An 18,281-nucleotide genomic window follows, 5' to 3' on the forward strand; every position below is an offset into this window, starting at 1 on the left:
CTTCGCTGGCACGCCAGCTCCTGCAAGGGGGCAATTGAACCGCGCACGCGTAACCCCTAAAGTCACGCCTCCGATATCACCTTGAGATCGCCGATGGCCGTACTTCGCCTGACTACCCTGCACACCACGCAAGCGGTGCTGGACGCCTTTCGCGACAGCGAGGTGCCCGCCGAGGTACTGCTGGAGGGCAGTGGCATCCAGCTCGCGGACCTCGACCTGCCCAACAGCCTGATCAACATCAGCCAGGAAATGCGTGTGTTCAGCAACGCCGTAGCCTTGCGCCAGGACTTGGGCCTGGTGCTCGGCCGCAATCTGCACATCTCGGCCTATGGCATGTTCGGCCTGACCCTGCTGACCAGTGCCACCCTGCGCGAGGGCTGGTCCCTGGCGCTGCGCTATCCGTTGCTGCTGGGCACCTTCTTCCGCCTCGACCTGGAGATCCGCGATGGCCTGGCCTGGCTCACCGCCGACCAGTACAGCGAAACCGAACTGGAGGTGTTCAACACCGATTTCTGCATGTCGTCGTACCGGGTCACCTGCCAGGACCTGCTGGGCTGCAGCCTGCCGCTGCGCGAAGTGCACCTGGTGCATGGCCCGCAACCCTACCTGGACAGCTACGAACAGGCCTTCAATTGCCCGGTGCGCTTCAACGCCGAACGCAACGCCATCGGCTTCGACCTGGAATGGCTGGACCGGCGCCTGCCCCTGGCGGACCTGGTGACCCAGAACGACATGCTGCAACGCTGCATCCGTCTCAACGAGGAGCTCAGCGCGCGGCCGACCTGGATCGATCAGGTACGGCGCATCCTCAATGAACAACTGCACGCAGTGCCGGACTTCGACAGCCTGGCGCGCCAGGTGCACTGCTCCCCCAGCACCCTGCGCCGGCGCCTGCGGGCCCAGGACACCAGCTATCAGCAGTTGCTGGACGAACTGCGCTACGCCCGTGCCCAGCAACTGCTGGGGCAGCACAGCCTGCCCATCTACCGCATCGCCGAAGCCCTGGGCTTCAAGGAGACCGCGAGTTTCCGCCATGCCTTCCTGCGCTGGAGCGGCGTCGCCCCAGGGCGCTTTCGGCAGTTGGCCGGGCAACTCGGCCCGCTCTCCGACTGTGCTGAAGAATGACGCTAAATATCCCCTATTGACCGTTGCCAACATTCTCTCTACCGGCCATCCGGCCAAGAATGACTGATCAGAAAATTCTGATCATTTCAGACATGGAGTTGTCGTATGAAATCGCTGCACACCGTCCTTAGCCGCCTGGCCTTAGGCTTGGCCATGACTTGTTCCTACAGCGCCCTGGCCGCCCCCGAGCGCACGGTGAACATCTTCAACTGGTCGGAATACATTGCCCCCAACACCATCAAGGACTTCCAGGCAGGCAGCGGGATCAAGGTCAAATACGACATCTTCGAAAGCAATGAAGTCCTCGAGGCCAAGCTGCTCACGGGCAACAGCGGCTACGACGTGGTGGTGCCTTCCAGTGGTTTCGTCAGCAAGCAGATCAGCGCCGGCGCCTTCCAGCCCCTGGATCGCAAGCGACTGCCAAACTGGAAGAACCTCGACCCGGCGGTGATGAAGCTGCTGGAGCAGAGCGACCCCGGCAACCGCTACGTGATCCCCTACATGTGGGGCACCAACCTGATCGGCTACAACCGCGACAAGGTCCAGGAACTGCTGGGCACTGATGCGCCGGTCAACAGTTGGGACCTGGTGTTCAAGGAAGAGAACCTGAAGAAGCTCAGCCAGTGCGGCGTGACCTTCCTCGATTCGCCAGCGGAAATGCTGCCCCTGGCCCTGCATTACCTGGGCCTGGACCCCAACAGCCAGAACCCCGAGGACTATCGCAAGGCCGAGGCCATGCTGCTCAAGCTGCGTCCCTATGTGCGCTACTTCCACGGTGCGAAGTGGATGGGCGATATCGCCAACGGCAACATCTGCGTGGCCGTGGGCTACTCCGGCGGCTTCCTGCAGGCTGCCAACCGCGCCAACGAAGCCAAGAACGGCGTGCACATCGAAATGCGCATTCCCAAGGAAGGCACCCTGGTGTGGATCGACACCGTGGCCATCCCCGCCGGTGCCAAGCATGTGGACACCGCCCATGAGTTCCTCAATTACCTGATGGAGCCTGAAGTCATCGCTTCCGTCAGCAATTACGTTGGCTACCCCAACGGCGTCAAGGACTCCAAGCCGTTCATCCTGCAGTCGCTGCTGGACAACCCGGACCTGTTCCCCAGTGCCGAGACCATGACCCGCCTGTTCCCCCTGGCGCCGCTGCCGGCCAAGGCCGAACGCACCCGTACCCGCACCTGGGTCAAGGTCACCAGTGGGCGCTGAGTCACTCACTCCGAAGGTTCTCCGGGCCGCCGCCAGCGGTGCGTCCGGAGACTTTCCACGCCGGTGCGCAGCCCGCGCCCTGCGTCCTTGAAAGAAGACCCGTCCATGTCGTTAGCCACCTCCAGCCATCCGGCCCTGCACCTGCTGTCCATCGAGGCGTTGCTGCAAGGTTTTGCCACCCGGCAGTTCACTCCGGTGGACCTATTGCAAGCGCTGCTGGCCCAGATCGAACGCCACGAACCGCAGCTCAATGCCCTGTGCGAGCGTCAGGACGCGGCAGCGCTGCTCGCCGCCCAAGCGTCCAGCGCACGCTGGGCGGCCGGGCAACCGCTGGGCCGGCTGGACGGTATTGCACTGCTGGTCAAGGACAACAGCGACATTCAAGGCTGGCAGACCCGCAGCGGCTCAAAGGCCCTGGCGGATCGACCGGCAATGAGCCGCGACACCAGCCTGGTGGCGCGGCTGCGCGAGGCTGGGGCAATTTTCATCGGCAAGACCACCCTGCCCGAGTTGGGTAGCACACCGTTGACCGACAGCCCACTGACCGGGATCACCCGCAATCCGTGGAACCTCGCCCTGCATGCCGGTGGCAGCAGTGGCGGCAGTACCGCTGGCGTGGCCGCAGGTTACGCCCCGGCGGCCACCGGCAACGATGCCGCAGGATCGATTCGCACCCCGGCCAGCTTTTGCGGAGTGATAGGTTTCAAGCCCAGCCATGGCCTGGTTTCCGCCTGCCCGAGCATCGACCCCGGAGGCATGGCCGCCGAAGGACCGATTGCCCGCCATGTGCGTGACATCGCCCTGCTGATGGAACTCCTCAGCGCCGACGAACCCGGCGAACCGTTTGCCCGGCCCCATGGGCCCAAGCAATTTCTGCAACACATCGAGGACGGTGTCAGCGGACTGCGCATCGCCTTCAGCGCCGACCTGGGCTACGCCGCCCATGTCGACCCACAGATCGCCGCAGCCTGCCTGGCCGCTGCCCAGCACTTGCAACAGGCGGGCGCGATCCTGGTCCAGGCCTCGCCGGACATCGGCAACCCGGCACCGAACTATCTGCGCGCCTGGCCGGTGGAAGTCGCCTGCGCGGTGGTCCAGGAAATTCCTGCCGAGCGCCGCCACCTGGTAGGGGATTTCCTCCAGCAGGCCCAGGTCCGGGCGCGCCAGCTCAATGCCCTGGATTACGCCTGCGCAGTACAGGAGCGGCATCAGGTCGCGCACAAGCTGCATGATTTTCTCTGCGATTACGACCTGCTATTGACCCCCACCGCGGTGATCGAGCCGTTCGCCGTCGAGCGCCTGAGCTCACCTGACTGGCCGAGTGAAATCAGCGCAATGTGGCAGCCGACCACCTTCCCGTTCAACTTCAGCCGCCAGCCGGCGCTGAGCATGCCCTGCGGCCTGAGCGCTGGCGGATTGCCCATCGGCCTGCAGATCGTCGCCCGCTTCGACCGCGATGAGTTAGTGCTGCGCGCCGCCCGAACCCTGGAAAAACTGTTGCCCGAAGGCGTGTTCGCGCACCCCGCCGGGCTGCTTGACGCACCATCGGCGTCAACCCGCTAGACCCGTACAGAACAACCCGCTGACGCCGCTGAGACGGCATCGCTACAAGGACAAGGAGGTGGACCATGGACTATTCAAGCAGTTGGTATCAAGACACCCAATTCGACCACGACATCTACGTGATGCTCATTCGTGAGCCGAGCTCGCCAAGCCTTGACCCGCACCAATCCGGCTCCAGCTACAGCTATGTCGGCCGCCTTACCGGCCGCGGCCAGCACCCGTGCTTTTCGCTGCACTTCGCCTGCCCGCCTTATGGCAATGACTACACCAGCACCGAGGCCGCGCTGCAGGCCGGCCTGGCCCACGGCCGGGCACTGATCGAACACTGGCGCACCCGTGGCCGCAAGCCGCCGGCGCGTACCGCCGAGCTGGCCCTTTCCAGCTACAGCAACTGAGCGCCCGCCAGCCGAGCCCGCGCAACTGCAACCAGATCACTGGGCCTTGGTGATCGATACACGCCCTGAGCACGCCACGCGCACGCCCTGACGCAGCCAATGTCTGCGCCAGTGGCTACAGCGGGCGCAAGCGTTCCAGGTAGTCGATGGCCTCACGGTATTTTTCCAGCCGCTGCAGGTCGCTCGCGCCGGGCGCGGCAATGCGCGACAGATCACTGTTTTCCGCCAGGTCCGCCAGCTTCACCCGGCGCGCCAACGGGTTCTGCCCAGCACGACGGATAAAGGCTGGATAATCCTCACCCGCGGTCTTGGTCAACGCCGCCAGCGCACGCAGTACCTGGTCACTGAAGCCCTCGCTACGCAATTCTTCCAGGGTCACCGGGCTGTCTTCGATGACATCGTGGAGCACCGCAACGATGCGTTCTTCAGGCGCCGACAAGCGCAGCATGACTCGCAGCGGATGCAGGATGTAGGGCGCGCCGCCCTTGTCGACTTGCCCGGCATGGGCTTGGGCGGCAATCGCGATAGCCCGTTCCAGGCTGCTCATTGCCCGGTACTCCGGACGTCGGTTGAGATGACAATGGTCTGCATGTTCGCTCTCGGCAGGAAAAATACCGCGACCATACTAACCGCCCCGCTCTTGCCGTCGCAGCCCCTTCAAGCCAGCGACAGCAGACGCTGGGCCCGCAGCAACACCGGCGCATCGACCATCTGCCCATCGACCTGATACGCGCCAACCCCGGTGCGCCCGCCCGCCACCACCCGCCTGGCCCAAGCCAGTTCCTCGGGGCTCGGAGCCAGGGCCTGGTGGATCACCGGCACCTGCCGTGGGTGGATGCACAGGGCACCGGCAAACCCCATCGCATAGGCATGCCGGATCGAGGCCGCCAGGCCTTCGAGGTCGTCGATCCCCGGGTGCACACCATCCAGCGGTGCCAGCAGCCCCGCCGCCCGGGAGTGCAGGATCAGCGCCAGGCGTGCCTGGTCCAGCGCGAACTGCGCGGCCGCAGAACCGCTGCTGAGATTGAGGTCCAGGGCCAGGTCCAGGCCGCCGAAGGACAAGCGCTGGACCCCATCAGCCCTGGCGATCTCGGCCAGCGCCAACAAGCCCCGGGCACTCTCGATGATCGGCCAGACCCACTTGCCAGTGGCGGCCACCCGGGCGACCTGGGCGGCGCTTTCGACTTTCGGCAGGAGGATACCCACCACGCCGGGATGGCGCGTGCAGAAATCCAGATCGGCCACATGCTCAGAGTGTTCCGCAGCGTTGATCCGTACCCAGGTCCGGGCTGACGGCTGCTGCTCGAGAAACTGCGCCAGATGTTCCCGGGCCTGGACCTTAAGGGGCTCTTCAACCGCGTCCTCGAAGTCGACGATCACCGCATCGGCGCCGCTGGCCAAGGCCTTGGCAAAGCGCTCGGGACGGCTGCCGGGGACGAACAGCGCGGAGCGGACAATGGAGGTGGACATGTTCGATTCCTTGTTATCAATAAGCGGATCAGCGCAAACACCGTGGGAGCAGGCAAGTGGCGTCCGGTGGATGCAGGCGCTTTGGCGGCCTTCTTCATAGGCAAGCCAACGCCGGGTCAGACCACACCGCCGGCGCGCAACTGCTGGATGCGCTCCTCTGTCAGGCCCAGTTGGTCAAGAATCGCCGCGCTGTGCTGGCCCAGCGCCGGGACTGCATCCATGCGCGGAACAAAGGCGCTGTTACGTGCCGGAGGCAGCAGTGCTGGCAACCTGCCTGCCGGGCTGTCCACCTGGCGCCAGGCATCCCGGGCCGTCAGTTGCGGGTGCTGCCACACGCCCTGCATGTCATTGACCCGGGCGTTGGCAATCTGCGCCTGGTCCAGCCGGGCAATCACCTGGCTGACGCTCAGACGAGCAAAATGTTCGACGATGATCTGGCGCAATGCCTCGCGGTTAGCCGAGCGCAGGAAGTTGGCACTGAAGCGCGGGTCAGTCGTCAGCGCCGGCAGCGCCAGGACCTTGTCACAGAACGCCGCCCATTCACGTTCGTTCTGCAGGCCGAGCATCACCGTGCCGCCGTCACCGGCGGGAAACGGACCGTAGGGGTAAATCGTCGAATGGGCAGCGCCGGCCCGGGGTGGCGGTTCGGCGCCGTCGAAGGCGTAGTACATCGGGTAGCCCATCCACTCCACCAGGCTTTCGAGCATGCTGATGTCGATCCGGCTGCCCAGGCCGGTCCGGCCCCGCAGCAGCAGGGCCGAAAGAATCCCGCTGTAGGCGTACATGCCAGCGGCGATGTCAGCGATGGAGCAGCCGGCCTTGGCCATTTGCTCATCCCCCGGGCCGCCGGTCACCGAAAGAAAACCGCCTTCGCTCTGGATCAGCAGGTCGTAGGCCTTTTTCTTTTCATAAGGACCGCCCTCGCCGTAGCCGGAAATATCGCAGACGATCAGCCGGGGAAAACGCTCGTGCAACGCTTCGAAGGACAACCCCATGCGCGCCGCCGCGCCCGGTGCGAGGTTCTGCACCAGGACGTCGGCCTCGGCCAGCAAGCTGTCCAGCAGGCCTTCGGCTTCGGGCTGCTTGAGGTCCAGGGTCAGGCTTTCCTTGGAGCGGTTGGTCCAGACGAAGTGCGATGCCAGGCCCTTGACTCGCTGGTCGTAACCCCGGGCAAAGTCGCCGCTGCCGGGGCGCTCGACCTTGATCACCCGGGCGCCGAGATCCGCCAGTTGGCGGGTGCAGAACGGCGCGGCAATCGCGTGTTCCAGGCTGACCACGGTGATGCCGTCCAACGGCCGGGGCTGTGCTGTGTCGTGTGTCATGTGCAGTCCTCGCCCTGAATCGAAACAGGGAGTTCAGAGCAGTGAATTGAGCTTGGCCACATCGCGCAGCGCCCAGACCCGGCGGATCAACGCAGCGCCTTGCTGCGCGGTACGCGCCCCGGAGAACTGCAGCAGGCGCTGGAACTTGTCCTCCAGTTCGGCCCGGGACAGGCCATTGCCCGGATCGCCCCTGGGTTCGTCGATGGCCCCGTGCAAGGTCCGGCCGTCCAGGCACCGCACCTCGACCCGGCCCAGCCAGAGCTTGGGATAGGCGGCGTCCACCTCGGGGTCCAGCTGCATCGTCACCCGGTCGCGAAACATCGCCACCTGCGGGTCCGTCAGGGCCCACTGCTGGAACTCCGGCAGCCCGGCCTTGCCATGCACTGCGATCAGGCCAAGCACGGTGCCCATGGAAAACTTGGCCTGGTGCACGGTCTGCGGCACCCGGACCCGGCCCAGTACATCGAGCGCGCCCTGGTGCACCCGGGCCTGTACCCGGGCAATCTGCCGATGCGCCAAGCCCTCACGCTGCATCAGGGCCAGCAAGGCATCGGCGGCGGGATGGGTGTGACGGCAAGAAGCGTGGAACTTGAACGAGGTCTCCAGCAGCGCCCAGCGACTGCCGAGACGGTCGCTCAGGTACTTCGGCTCGGCATCGCTGGACATGCCCGCGGCCATGCCCTGCGGGCCTTCGAGAATGTTGCGCGCACCGCTGAGGCCGTCCCGGGTCAGGTAGGCGGCGAGCAAGCCGTCGGCCGCGGCCTTGGCGCTGTGCAATTGCTTGGAGTCGGCGGCGTCGCGCAGGAACTCCCAGAGCCCGGCGGCCTGGGTGCCGGCGCTGCCCAGCAGGTTGATGAACTGCTCGGTGTCGAAGTCCATCAGTTTGCCCACGGCCACGGCGGCAGCCAGGGTGCCGACGGTGGCCGTGGTGTGGAAGATCCGATAGTGGGAACGACCCAGGAACTCACCGATGCGAATCCCCGCCTCATAACCGGCGACCGCCGCCAGCAACAGCTCGCGGCCAGACCGGCCCAGGTCCTGGGCCGCCGCCAGCGCCGCCGGAAACACCACCGTGGCCGGGTGCAGCACGGAACTGTTGTGCAGGTCGTCCTGTTCCACCAGATGGGATGAGGCCGCGTTCACCAGGGCCGCAAAGTAGGCTGAACTGCGGCTGTCATTGACCAGGATTTGCGCGGGGCCGTCCGCCGGCCCCATGTGCCGGGCATAAGCCTCGAACAGCGGAATCGGATGGGCACCCTGGGCTGCCAGGGCCGAACCCAGCCAGTCGAGGAACAGCTCCTCGGTCCGCAGCAGCACCTGTTCGGGCACATCGTCGTAGCGCAGGCCGGCAAGGAACCCGGCCAGTTCATGGGTATGGCTCATGGGGGGTTCCTCAGAAACTGCGGGGCAATTCCAACAGATGCTCGGCGACGTAGGACAGGATCAGGTTGGTGGAGATCGGCGCCACCTGGTACAGCCGGGTCTCGCGGAACTTGCGCTCGATATCGTATTCGCAGGCGAAACCAAAGCCGCCGTGGGTTTGCAGGCAGGCATTGGCTGCTTCCCAGGAGGCCTTGGCCGCCAGGTACTTGGCCATGTTGGCGCTGGCCCCCGCGTGGCGTCCGCTGTCGTACTCCTCGCAGGCGCGCCAACGCATCAGGTCGGCGGCCTCAATCTCGACATGAGCCTCGGCGATGGGGAACTGCACCCCCTGGTTCTGCCCGATGGGCCGGCCGAACACCACTCGGTCGCGGGCGTAGGCGCTGGCCTTTTCAATGAACCAGCGACCGTCGCCGATGCACTCGGCGGCGATCAGCGTGCGCTCGGCATTGAGGCCGTCGAGGATGTACTTGAAGCCCTGCCCCTGCTCGCCGATCAAGCTGTCGGCAGGCAGCTCCAGGTTGTCGAAGAACAACTCGTTGGTCTCGTGATTGACCATGTTGGCAATCGGTTGCACGGTCAGGCCGTTGCCGATGGCGTCACGCAGGTCCACCAGGAAGATCGACATACCCTCGGACTTCTTCTTGACCTCGGCCAGCGGCGTGGTACGGGCCAGGAGGATCATCAGGTCGGAATGCTGGACCCGGGAGATCCAAACCTTCTGGCCGTTGATCACGTACTTGTCGCCGCGCTTGTGTGCGGTGGTCTTGATCTTGGTGGTGTCGGTGCCGGTGCTGGGCTCAGTCACGCCCATCGATTGCAGGCGCAGTTCGCCACTGGCGAGTTTCGGCAGGTAGTAGCTTTTCTGCGCGTCGCTGCCATGGCGCAGCAGGGTGAACAGGTTGTACATCTGCCCGTGGACGGTGCCGGAATTGCCACCGCAACGGTTGACCTCCTCCAGGATCACCGACGCCTCAGCCAGGCCCAGGCCGGAGCCACCGTACTCCAGCGGGATCATTGCCGACAGCCAGCCGGCCGCGGTCAGCGCCTTGACGAAGGCCTCCGGGAAACCCTTGCGTTCGTCGATGCCGCGCCAGTAGGCGGCATCGAACTCGGCGCACAGCGCGCGCACGCCTTCACGTATGGCATTGAGTGCTTCAGTGTCATGGGGGGGCATCAATAGGCTCTCCGCCTGGGGTTATTGTTGGAATTCAGTCGAATTGCACGGCGCCGCGCTGGGCCAGCCCGGTCTCGTTGCCGGCCCACAGTTCAGCGTGGCCGGGAGCGCCGAGGCGTCCGCCGACGACAAAGGGCTGTGGGGCGATCAGCGGGCGCAGGCCGCGGTAGGCGAACGTGCGCAGGCGCGCCCGGGGATTGGCCCGGCAGAAAGCCCCCAGGCTCAGGGTGGCGATCAGCGGGCCGTGCACCACCAACCCGGAGTAACCCTCGGTGGCGGTGACATAGGGATAGTCGTAATGAATGCGGTGGCCGTTGAAGGTCACCGCGCTGTAGCGAAACAGCAGGGTTGGACTCGGCACCAGCGACTCCTGCCAGTCACCCTGGATCAGCGCCTCGCCACTGTCCTGCTTGGGCGGAGTCGGTTCGCGGTAGACGATGTCCTGCTCTTCACGCAGTGCCAATCGGCCGTCCTGGAAATACTCATGACACAAGGTCACGAACAGCAGCTTGCCGGTGCGCCCGGCCTTCTCCTGGACCTGGGTAATGGTGCTCAGGCAACTGGCCTCGGCGCCGGCCCGCAGCGGCTCATGGAATTCCAGGCGGCCACCGGCCCACATCCGGTTGCGCCTGTCCGCCGGCGGCAGGAAGCCGCCCCGGGCCGGGTGACCATCGCTGCCCAAGGCCGACTCAGCCTGCGGCTGCTGGAAAAAGCACCAGTGCCACAGGGGCGGCAAGGCTTGGCCCGGGGCAGGCGTTTCCTGGCCCAGGGTCGCGGCGATGCGCGCCAACAGGTTGTGGCTGAGGTGGTCGTCAATCCGCTGGCTGCGGCCAATCCAGGTGCGGGGGTCGATGGCACTCATAGAGGCAGGATCCTGATACGCAAAGGTGATGGCGGCCATCATGCAAGGGGCCGGTGCGTATCGAGAATTTGCATTTTTATAAACCGGCGTTCGCTTATGCTGAACGCCTTGCGCCCATAGGAGCCCGGACATGCATTTCGATCTGGCGGACCTCCGCCTGTTTATCCATATTGCCGAATCCCCCAGCCTGACCCAGGGCGCACGCCGCGCCTTCCTCTCCCCGGCCGCCGCCAGTGCACGGATCAAGGCCCTGGAAGGCCAGCTTGAAACCCGCCTGCTGTACCGCGACAGCCGCGGCGTGGAAGTCACTCCGGCCGGCGAACGCCTGCTGCAGCACGCGCGCCTGATCATGCGCCAAGTGGATTACCTGAAAAGCGAATTCACCCAATACGGCGGTGACGCCACCGGGCATATCCGCATCTTCGCCAACACCACGGCGGTCACCGAATTCCTTCCGGAAATACTCGCGGGTTTTCTCTCCAAGCGCCCGGGGGTCACGGTGGACCTGCAGGAGCGCCTGTCCCGGGACATCGTCCGTGGGGTGCTGGACGGCACCTCGGACATGGGCATCATCGCCGGCCCGGTGGCAGCCGCCGGCCTGCAAGTACTGCACTTCAGCACCGACCGCCTGGTGCTGATGGTGCCGGTGGACCACCCGCTGGCCGGCGCGGCGGCGCTGACCCTGGAACAGACCCTGGCCTACCAGCACATCGGCCTGCAGGAAGGCAGCACCTTGCTGAGTTTTCTGCGCGAGCACGTGGAGCGCCTGGGCAAGCAACTGTCGCTGCGCATTCAGGTGTCGAGCTTCGAGGCGATCTGCCGCATGGTCGAGGCCGGAGTCGGCATCGGCATCATTCCCGAATCCGCTGCGCTGCGGCACAGCCGGACCATGCAGCTGGTGACGGTGAAACTCGATGAGCCCTGGGCCATCCGCGAGCGCAGCATCATCGTGCGCGAACTGGAGGCCCTGCCCGGCACCGTGCGGGCGCTGATCGCGACGCTGATGCCGACGGCGGTGGAGCCGGTCCCGAGCCAGGTTGACGAGTGAAGCCGGCCCGGCACTGGCCGGCCTCAGACGCGGCAAAACCCCAGGGCCTGGTCCCCCGGGGCATGGCGGCCGCGGTCAGGGTCGATGGCTTACTGCGGGCAGCCGTTGCTGATCCAGGCGCTGAGCTCGTCTATCTGTGCCTGAGGCATGGAAGGGCCCCCGGGAGGCATCGGGCCGATCGCTCCTTCCGGCCCCCAGAGGGTGCCCGCCGTACCACTCAAGGCATAGATGAGGTTCGAGTGGGCGCCGTCACCCTTGCTCAGGATCGGTAGCGCCAACCCCGTGTTCGGGTCCTGTACCCCCGGCACGCTGCCCGTCACGAAGGCCTGATACGTGGTCTGCCAGAAGGCGCCATGGGGGGCCCCCGATATGGGCAGGTTGTTCTGCGCGACGTAGCTGTCGAGAAGGTTTTGCACATCCTTGAAACTGGTGAGCGCCATGCTTATTCCCCTTCGATATGCGGATTGAACAACTGCAGATATTGCACGCTGGCTGCCGCCGCCGACTCGGCACCTGCGGCCTCGGGCGACCGGACATTCCCGCCTTGCAGGATGAAACTGAAGTCGTAGCCGGCGACCTGGGCGTTGCCATGGCAGCCCATGCAGCCGCCCATGTTCACCCCCTGCACCGCGGAGCTACTGGTGCGCTTGGAGAACACGTTCGGTGGCGGCGGTGCTCCTGCCGTCGGGAAGGAAGTCGGCGCGCCGCTGGCGGCAATTCGGCCCCTGAACTGCTGCAGGGTGTAGTCGGTTTCCACCATGATATTGGCCTGGTAGTAAACCCCTCGGCCATGGCTGATATCGGTCTGGGATATCTGAGTGGTATCGAACGGCTGGGCCTGGACCGAGACCAGTTTGTAGTACAACCAGGGGGAGTTCTGGATCTTGCGAGCCTGGCTGTACTCCTCTATCGCCCGGTGCGCGGCCTGATTGACCTGTACCACGGCCGAGGTAATCGGCTCATAGCGCTGGTTGACACAGATCGGGCCGCCAGACGGTAGCCCGGGCTTGTTCTGCTCCTGGAAATACAGTTGTTTTCCAGGCTTGCAAAAACCACCGCTGGCTTTGACCAACGGCAGATTGGGCTGTTGGGGCGTAGGTATCGCGTCCTGGTAATTCAACTTGGGCATGGTGGGATAGGGCGTCGAGGGCCGGTTGACGATGTTGCCGTCCTGATCTTCCACCGCCCGGCCGTTGGCCAGCAAGATGTTGTCGGCCTGCTCGAAGGTGGCGTAGATAAAACTCGGGGCGCTGGGGGTCTTCTGGATGATATGCAGCGCGACCATGGCCCACTGATCCTCGAAATAGCAGATGCCGCTGTTCGGCGCCTTCTGCCGCTCATAGAAACGCACGGTCTGCACATGGAATCGTGACGGATTCTCCCCGGGGCCCAGCTTGCGCCAGGCAGACTTGACCTCGATGGTGCCGTTGGGAAAGTTGACCCGCGGGCCGCTGGGGAACACCGGCGGCTTTTGCTTGACCGCCGTGTTGAAAGCGTTTGCGGCCTGGCGCAGCGAGGAGTTGGCGTACCAGTACTGATTGGCAGCCACGTAGGCGTATTGCACCTGGTTGGCCTTGGCCAGGAAACGCACCAGCTGGGGTTGGGAATTGCCGCCGACGGGGGCCGAAGGCGATGCCCCGGCGAACATCTGGTCGAGGCCGATCTGGGTGGTTTCGTCGAGGTTGACCCAGGCCGGCTGGCGCACCGGGGCCTGGCCGGAACAGGCCGGAACCTTGATCGCGTAATTGTAGGTCGGGGGAAAGTTGTAACCATAACTGCTGGCCGCCCCGGACCCCGGATAGCCAGGCGGTCCGATATTGGCGTTGCCATTGCCCGGGAAAATCTCCACCTTGCTGCGGTAGGTCTGCCACACCAGGGGGCCGGTCTGGCTACCGAACAACTGCCGGGTATCGGCCACATCACGCTGCCCTGCCTGGGCTGGCCAATTGAGGGCAATGAACTCTTGCCAGGCGAAGGCCGCGGCCTGCGCCAACGAGGCCTGGGGCGCGCCTCCGGGAATATCGGCAGGCACCTTGGGCGAGACGGTGATGCTCATCGGGGCGGCCTGGGAGATCGCCCCCAGCAGGACCATGCCACTCCCGAGCACGCCGAGAATCAACTGCCGAGGGATAGGGTGCTTACCAGTTTGACGGTCCATGTCCTGCCTCCTGTTTTTCCTGATCCAGAGCGTAGATCAGCGCTTACGCGGGCAAACACCCGTGAAAAGACCATTAGGCACTAGGGTAAATAGCCAAATGCCTGCACGGTTTTGGCCACGGCAACAACCTGGCCTGCATCCATGCCGCACCGCCTGCGGCTAGTCTTGGGCAGGCTCCCGGTCTGTTCCCTGAGGTCCCCATGCAACCCGAAGGTTCCTGTCACTGCGGCGCCGTCAGCTTCAGCCTGGACAGCGCCCCCCCTCCCCCTATCAACGCTGCTACTGCTCGATCTGCCGCAAGACCCAGGGCGATGCCATCAACCTCGGGGGTGATATGGCCAGCCTGAAGGTCCGGGGCCGCCAGCACATCAGCGTCTACCAGGCGTTGATCAAGGAACCCGGGGGCAGCCGGGCCCGACGCAGCAGCGCCGAGCGCCATTTCTGCAGCCGTTGCGGCTCCGGGCTGTGGCTGTTCAGTCCGCAATGGCCGGAGTTGATCCACCCCTTCGCTTCGGCTATCGACACCCCGTTGCCGGTGCCGCCGGAACATACCCACCTGACGCTCGACTCCATGGCGCCCTGGGTGGAGATCGACTGGCAGCCACATGACTTGCAGTTCGCGCACTACCCCGAGGAATCCATCGACCAATGGCATGCGCGCCTGGACCTGCAACGGTAGGCAAAGGGGCTTCAGCGCCGTTGCCGGTTTCCGTGCCAGGCCCCTGCCGCCCACGCGCCAAGGCAGTTACGCCGCTGATCAGCCTGCGACCGATGATCGCTATCAGGCCCGGGACAGTGACAGACATTGATGCCGGTCAAGCGCCCGGCCCCGCAGCGGAGTAAAGCTCTAGGTAATTGCTCGCCCTTTGGTTTTCCGGAGACTTGATCATGCCCAACAGCGCTCTCGATGTTCTCGCCCCCCCGCCGTTCCCGGCACAACAAGGCCAATACTGGATCGACGCCTTGAGCGACGGCAGCCATGTACTGATCCGTCCGCTCCGGCCTCAGGACCGCGAGCGGGAAAAGGCCTTTATCGAAAACCTCTCCCCCGTCACCCGGCACCAGCGCTTCCTCGGTGAAATCAAGGAGGTGGGCGACCAGTTGCTGGATCAGTTGATGGACGTTGGCACCCCACAACGGATGGCCTACGTGGCCCTGGTCCATGACAACGGTGACCTGCGCGAAGTCGGTATCAGCCGCTACGCGCAACTCGACGATCAACCCTGGCGCTGCGAATTCGCCGTGACCATCGCCGATGAGTGGCAAGGCAAGGGCCTCGGCGCACTGCTGATGCAGCACCTGATCGACGAGGCCCGAAACAATGGTTTCAAGCAGATGTATTCGGTGGATGCGGCTTCCAACTACAGCATGCGCCGGCTGGCGAAAACCCTCGGCATGCGCAGCGCCATCGACCCCGACGATGCCACCCAGGTGATTCACAGCCTGGAGTTGTAACCTCCCGCCCGCACCGCGCCTCAGTTCGAGGCGCGGCCACATTGCCCACAAAACCGCGCGCCCGCCGCCAATGTCGCACCGCATTGAGCGCAGCCGGCCGGCACCAGCGATGCTGCACATTGCTGGCAGAAACGCGCGGACGCAGGGTTCAACGCCCGGCATTGCGGGCAAGGGCTGCCGGCCCCTGTCGAATGCCCAGAGCCCGGATGCCCGCCCCGAGAACCGTCGTGCCCACCACCGTGATGCCCTGCCAACAACCGTCCGAAAAAGCTCATGTCGATCACTCCACTAGACTGTGATCGCCAGTAAAAACCCTGTAGTAACTACAGAGTCAAGCCAGCGCCGACAAGTGCTCGTAGAGAATGCCGGAGCCGACAATGATCAACACCACGCCACCCAATATTTCCGCACGCTGCCCCATCACCGTACCTATGGCCCGGCCCAGCATGACGCCGAGAGTGACCATGGTCATGGTGGCCAGGCCGATAGCGCTGGCCGCGACCCAGATGTTGACGTCGACGAAAGCCAGGCCCACGCCCACTGCCAAGGCATCGATGCTGGTAGCGAAACCGGTGACCGCCAGCACCCAGAAACCATGCTGGCGGGGCTTTTCTTCCTCGGTTTCGGTTTGCAGCTGTGTGCCGTTGTAGATCATGTGCAGGCCCAGCAACAGCAGCAGACTGAAGGCGATCCAGTGGTCCCAGTTGGCCACCCACTGCGTCGCGGCCTGGCCGATGAACCAGCCGACCACCGGGGTGATGGCTTCAATGACGCCGAAGATCAGGCCGATGCGCAAGGCTTCCAGCAGGCGTGGCTTAAGCATGGCCGAACCCTTGCCTACCGCGGCGGCAAAGGCATCGGTGGACATGGCGAAGGCGAGGAAAATGATCGAGGCAGGGTTCATCTTGGGTCTTCCGGTCGGGCTTGAGTCCACGACATACCCACGCGCCCGACTTCAGCACAGGTATGTCGATGGTCTCACCAACCGAAACGGCGCCCGCACCACGGCAGGTTGCCGAGTGTGTTGATACGGGCTCCACCGCAGCAGGCGGTGGCAGGTTACTCCCCAAAGAGGCGCGCAGCTTAGCCCGTCGATTGTGAAAATTTCATTGCCGTACACGGGCTCATGACGCTCGGCGGCAACATCCTGCAGCGCCCCCCATGAAAGGCAGCGGATGTCTGAGCCGGCGGTCTTAACACTCTTTGACAGTTTCCAGACAAAGCTGCCAAAGACTGACCAGCCCCCCTTCCCTAGCATGCGCACATCAAATTTCCGCTCGGGTGTTGCATGTCTGCCAAACTTCTCGGCCTGCCGTTGCTAGGCATTCTGCTGGGTAGCCTGGGCTGCAATCAGCAGCCCGCTTTAGCGCCGCCTATCGAGCCTGGCGACTACGCCAGCATCATTCGCTACCTGAAGCAGTACATCCCCCAGGAGATGGCCAGGCATCAGGTACCGGGCCTGTCGATCGCCCTGGTGGATGGCCAGGAACTGATCTGGGCTCGGGGCTTTGGTTTTGCCGACCAGGCCCGGGGCGTGCAAGTCACCGAGAACACCGCCTTTCGTGCCGGCGCCCTGTCCCAGTTGCTGACCGCCACCGCAGTCATGCAGCTGATTGAACAAGGCCGCTTGCAACTCGATGCGCCCCTGCAGGACACCCTCAAGGAGTTCTACGTCCGCTCACGCTTTCACGAGGAGCAGAGTGCCGCCGACCAGGCGGTGACCCTGCGTCGCCTGCTCAGCCACCAGGCCGGGATGCCCGCCGAATACCTGCGCGAACTGCACACGCCCCCGGCCCTCGGCGAGTTGCCGAGAAAGCTCAGCGGCCTCTGGCTGAGCAACGCCCCGGGCACCCAGACCGCCTATTCCAATCTGGGCTATGCGCTGCTGGGCGCGGCGATCGAGCGCTGCAGCGGCCTGGACCTCGAACGGCAACTGCAAAAAACCCTGCTGCGTCCACTGGGCATGGGCCAGTCGAGCTTCAGCGGTGACAGCCATGCCCAACCCAATCGCGCCCAGGGTTATGCAAACGGCACCCGCAGCAACGACACCCTGGTCCGCGACCTCTCCGCCAACGGTTTGTGGAGCAGCCCCCGGGACCTGAGTCGCTACGTGCGGATGCTCTTCGCCCAGGGCCACTACAAGAATCACCAGCTGTTGTCGGCGGCTTCGATCAACGAAATGGTGCGCCCGCAGAACACCGGCAATCCGCTGGATTTCGATTGCCAGGTGGGCCTGGGCTGGTTCCTTTCACCCTGCGGCGATGAGTGGGTGCGCCCAGGCATTCGCACCTGGCAGCACGGCGGAGTGAGCGGCGACTTTCATGCGCAGATCAGCGTGCTCCCGGAGCAGCAACTGGCGGTGATCGTAATGAGCAATTCCAGCAGCGGCGAAGCCCTCGCCCAGCCCCTGGTGAATCAGGTCCTGCGCATGCTGCTGCAGGCTCACGGCACTGCCGACGAGGATCAACCGAGCACCGCTCAGGCAGCGCCCCCACCGATCCAGCGGCGTCGAGTACCGGAAGCCGCGGATCGCCAACACCTGGCCGGCTTCTATGCCACAGCCTGGGGCGTGTTGCGGATCCGCGACCAGGACCAGCACCTGTTCGGCGAACTGGCCGGCACCCGCTTTGAACTGCTGCGCGACGAATACGGCTGGCTGCGGGCACAGAAGAAATTCCTCGGGCTCTGGCTGCAGGACCTCGGCGACCTAGGCCGGGTGCAGCTGGACGTCATGAGCGTCCAGGGTCACCGGGTGTTCACCGCCAGGAGTCATGGCCAGCTGTTGGCGGTAGGAGAACGCATCGATCCGGTGCCCCTGCCCGACAACTGGCTGGCCACGGTGGGTACCTACCAGACCCTCAACGAAGGCCAGGCCAATGCCCCCATGAATGGCGTCAGCATCACCCTTGAAGACGGTTTCCTGATGATCCGCAGCCTGCATGAGGGCCGTCCCCTCACCGACTACATCCTGGCGCCAGTGGACAACGCACACGCGGTGATCGCCGGCCATGGTCCAGGCCTGGGCGACACCGTGCGCCGCCAGATCAACGGGGTCAACGTCCTCGGCTACTCATTCAAACGCACCTACAACAACCACTACCTGAGGTTCTAAAC

At 64.6% G+C, this 18,281-nt stretch carries 17 protein-coding genes, 1 pseudogene and 1 riboswitch; of the genes and pseudogenes, 8 read left to right on the forward strand and 10 right to left on the reverse strand.

All coding sequences use genetic code 11. The annotated features are described in order from the left end of the window. The first annotated feature begins 93 nt into the window (after nt 1-93). The 4 genes from GV818_RS10005 to GV818_RS10020 all read left to right on the forward strand — a co-directional run bounded on the left by GV818_RS10005 (nt 94) and on the right by GV818_RS10020 (nt 4,295). A complete protein-coding gene (locus GV818_RS10005) occupies nt 94-1,125 on the forward strand; it encodes an AraC family transcriptional regulator (protein ID WP_161759621.1) in 1,032 nt (343 codons plus the stop codon). A gap of 105 nt (nt 1,126-1,230) precedes the next feature. Then, on the forward strand, nt 1,231-2,337 hold the full coding sequence (locus GV818_RS10010) for a polyamine ABC transporter substrate-binding protein (RefSeq protein ID WP_161759620.1): 1,107 nt from the start codon (nt 1,231-1,233) through the stop codon (nt 2,335-2,337). A gap of 105 nt (nt 2,338-2,442) precedes the next feature. After that, nucleotides 2,443-3,900, forward strand: coding sequence for an amidase (locus GV818_RS10015; protein WP_161759619.1), 1,458 nt, complete (start codon nt 2,443-2,445; stop codon nt 3,898-3,900). A gap of 65 nt (nt 3,901-3,965) precedes the next feature. After that, entirely contained in the window at nt 3,966-4,295 is a 330-nt protein-coding gene (locus tag GV818_RS10020) for a hypothetical protein (protein ID WP_161759618.1), read from the forward strand. A 115-nt stretch (nt 4,296-4,410) separates the two neighbouring features. Here the strand turns inward: GV818_RS10020 and GV818_RS10025 are convergent, their stop codons facing one another. From GV818_RS10025 to GV818_RS10050, 6 genes are all read right to left on the reverse strand, one after another. Further along, a complete protein-coding gene (locus tag GV818_RS10025) occupies nt 4,411-4,842 on the reverse strand; it encodes an HD domain-containing protein (RefSeq protein ID WP_161776465.1) in 432 nt (143 codons plus the stop codon). Between the two features lie 110 nt (nt 4,843-4,952). After that, the gene (locus GV818_RS10030) at nt 4,953-5,765 is read right to left on the reverse strand and encodes an HpcH/HpaI aldolase/citrate lyase family protein (RefSeq protein ID WP_161776466.1); all 813 of its coding nucleotides are present in this window, start codon (nt 5,763-5,765) and stop codon (nt 4,953-4,955) included. 116 nt (nt 5,766-5,881) lie between these two features. Further along, the gene (locus GV818_RS10035) at nt 5,882-7,087 is read right to left on the reverse strand and encodes a CaiB/BaiF CoA transferase family protein (protein ID WP_161759615.1); all 1,206 of its coding nucleotides are present in this window, start codon (nt 7,085-7,087) and stop codon (nt 5,882-5,884) included. Between the two features lie 33 nt (nt 7,088-7,120). Next, complete coding sequence (locus GV818_RS10040; protein WP_161776467.1) at nt 7,121-8,470, reverse strand: MmgE/PrpD family protein; 1,350 nt, start codon at nt 8,468-8,470, stop codon at nt 7,121-7,123. A gap of 10 nt (nt 8,471-8,480) precedes the next feature. Beyond that, nucleotides 8,481-9,644: an acyl-CoA dehydrogenase family protein gene (locus GV818_RS10045; protein ID WP_161776468.1), complete on the reverse strand. Its 1,164-nt coding sequence runs from the start codon at nt 9,642-9,644 to the stop codon at nt 8,481-8,483. Between the two features lie 34 nt (nt 9,645-9,678). Then, nucleotides 9,679-10,506 (reverse strand): FAS1-like dehydratase domain-containing protein, encoded by an 828-nt coding sequence (locus tag GV818_RS10050; protein WP_161776469.1) that lies wholly within the window; start codon nt 10,504-10,506, stop codon nt 9,679-9,681. Nucleotides 10,507-10,636: 130 nt separating this feature from the next. On the opposite strand from GV818_RS10050, the gene GV818_RS10055 reads away from it, so the two are divergent. Continuing rightward, nucleotides 10,637-11,554 carry a LysR family transcriptional regulator gene (locus tag GV818_RS10055; protein ID WP_161776470.1) on the forward strand — a complete coding sequence of 306 codons (918 nt, stop codon included), beginning with the start codon at nt 10,637-10,639 and terminating at the stop codon, nt 11,552-11,554. Between the two features lie 89 nt (nt 11,555-11,643). Here the strand turns inward: GV818_RS10055 and GV818_RS10060 are convergent, their stop codons facing one another. Both GV818_RS10060 and GV818_RS10065 read right to left on the reverse strand, forming a co-directional pair. After that, nucleotides 11,644-11,994, reverse strand: a complete 351-nt coding sequence (locus tag GV818_RS10060) for a hypothetical protein (RefSeq protein ID WP_161759610.1) — start codon at nt 11,992-11,994, stop codon at nt 11,644-11,646. 2 nt (nt 11,995-11,996) lie between these two features. Beyond that, nucleotides 11,997-13,712 carry a hypothetical protein gene (locus GV818_RS10065; protein ID WP_161776471.1) on the reverse strand — a complete coding sequence of 572 codons (1,716 nt, stop codon included), beginning with the start codon at nt 13,710-13,712 and terminating at the stop codon, nt 11,997-11,999. A 200-nt stretch (nt 13,713-13,912) separates the two neighbouring features. Between GV818_RS10065 and GV818_RS10070 the strand changes: the two are divergent. Both GV818_RS10070 and GV818_RS10075 read left to right on the forward strand, forming a co-directional pair. Next, nucleotides 13,913-14,391 (forward strand): annotated as a pseudogene (locus GV818_RS10070) (GFA family protein). A gap of 209 nt (nt 14,392-14,600) precedes the next feature. Beyond that, on the forward strand, nt 14,601-15,167 hold the full coding sequence (locus GV818_RS10075; protein WP_161759608.1) for a GNAT family N-acetyltransferase: 567 nt from the start codon (nt 14,601-14,603) through the stop codon (nt 15,165-15,167). 20 nt (nt 15,168-15,187) lie between these two features. On the opposite strand, the gene GV818_RS10080 is transcribed toward GV818_RS10075, so the two are convergent. Both GV818_RS10080 and mntP read right to left on the reverse strand, forming a co-directional pair. Next, a complete protein-coding gene (locus tag GV818_RS10080; protein WP_161776472.1) occupies nt 15,188-15,442 on the reverse strand; it encodes a double zinc ribbon domain-containing protein in 255 nt (84 codons plus the stop codon). A 56-nt stretch (nt 15,443-15,498) separates the two neighbouring features. After that, nucleotides 15,499-16,071, reverse strand: coding sequence for a manganese efflux pump MntP (gene mntP, locus GV818_RS10085; RefSeq protein ID WP_161759606.1), 573 nt, complete (start codon nt 16,069-16,071; stop codon nt 15,499-15,501). 10 nt (nt 16,072-16,081) lie between these two features. After that, nucleotides 16,082-16,242: riboswitch (yybP-ykoY riboswitch) on the reverse strand. 213 nt (nt 16,243-16,455) lie between these two features. Between mntP and GV818_RS10090 the strand changes: the two genes are divergently transcribed. Then, nucleotides 16,456-18,279, forward strand: a complete 1,824-nt coding sequence (locus tag GV818_RS10090) for a serine hydrolase domain-containing protein (RefSeq protein ID WP_161759605.1) — start codon at nt 16,456-16,458, stop codon at nt 18,277-18,279. Nucleotides 18,280-18,281: the final 2 nt, after the last annotated feature.

Source organism: Pseudomonas sp. Fl4BN1, from assembly GCF_009908285.1.
Lineage (GTDB): Bacteria > Pseudomonadota > Gammaproteobacteria > Pseudomonadales > Pseudomonadaceae > Aquipseudomonas.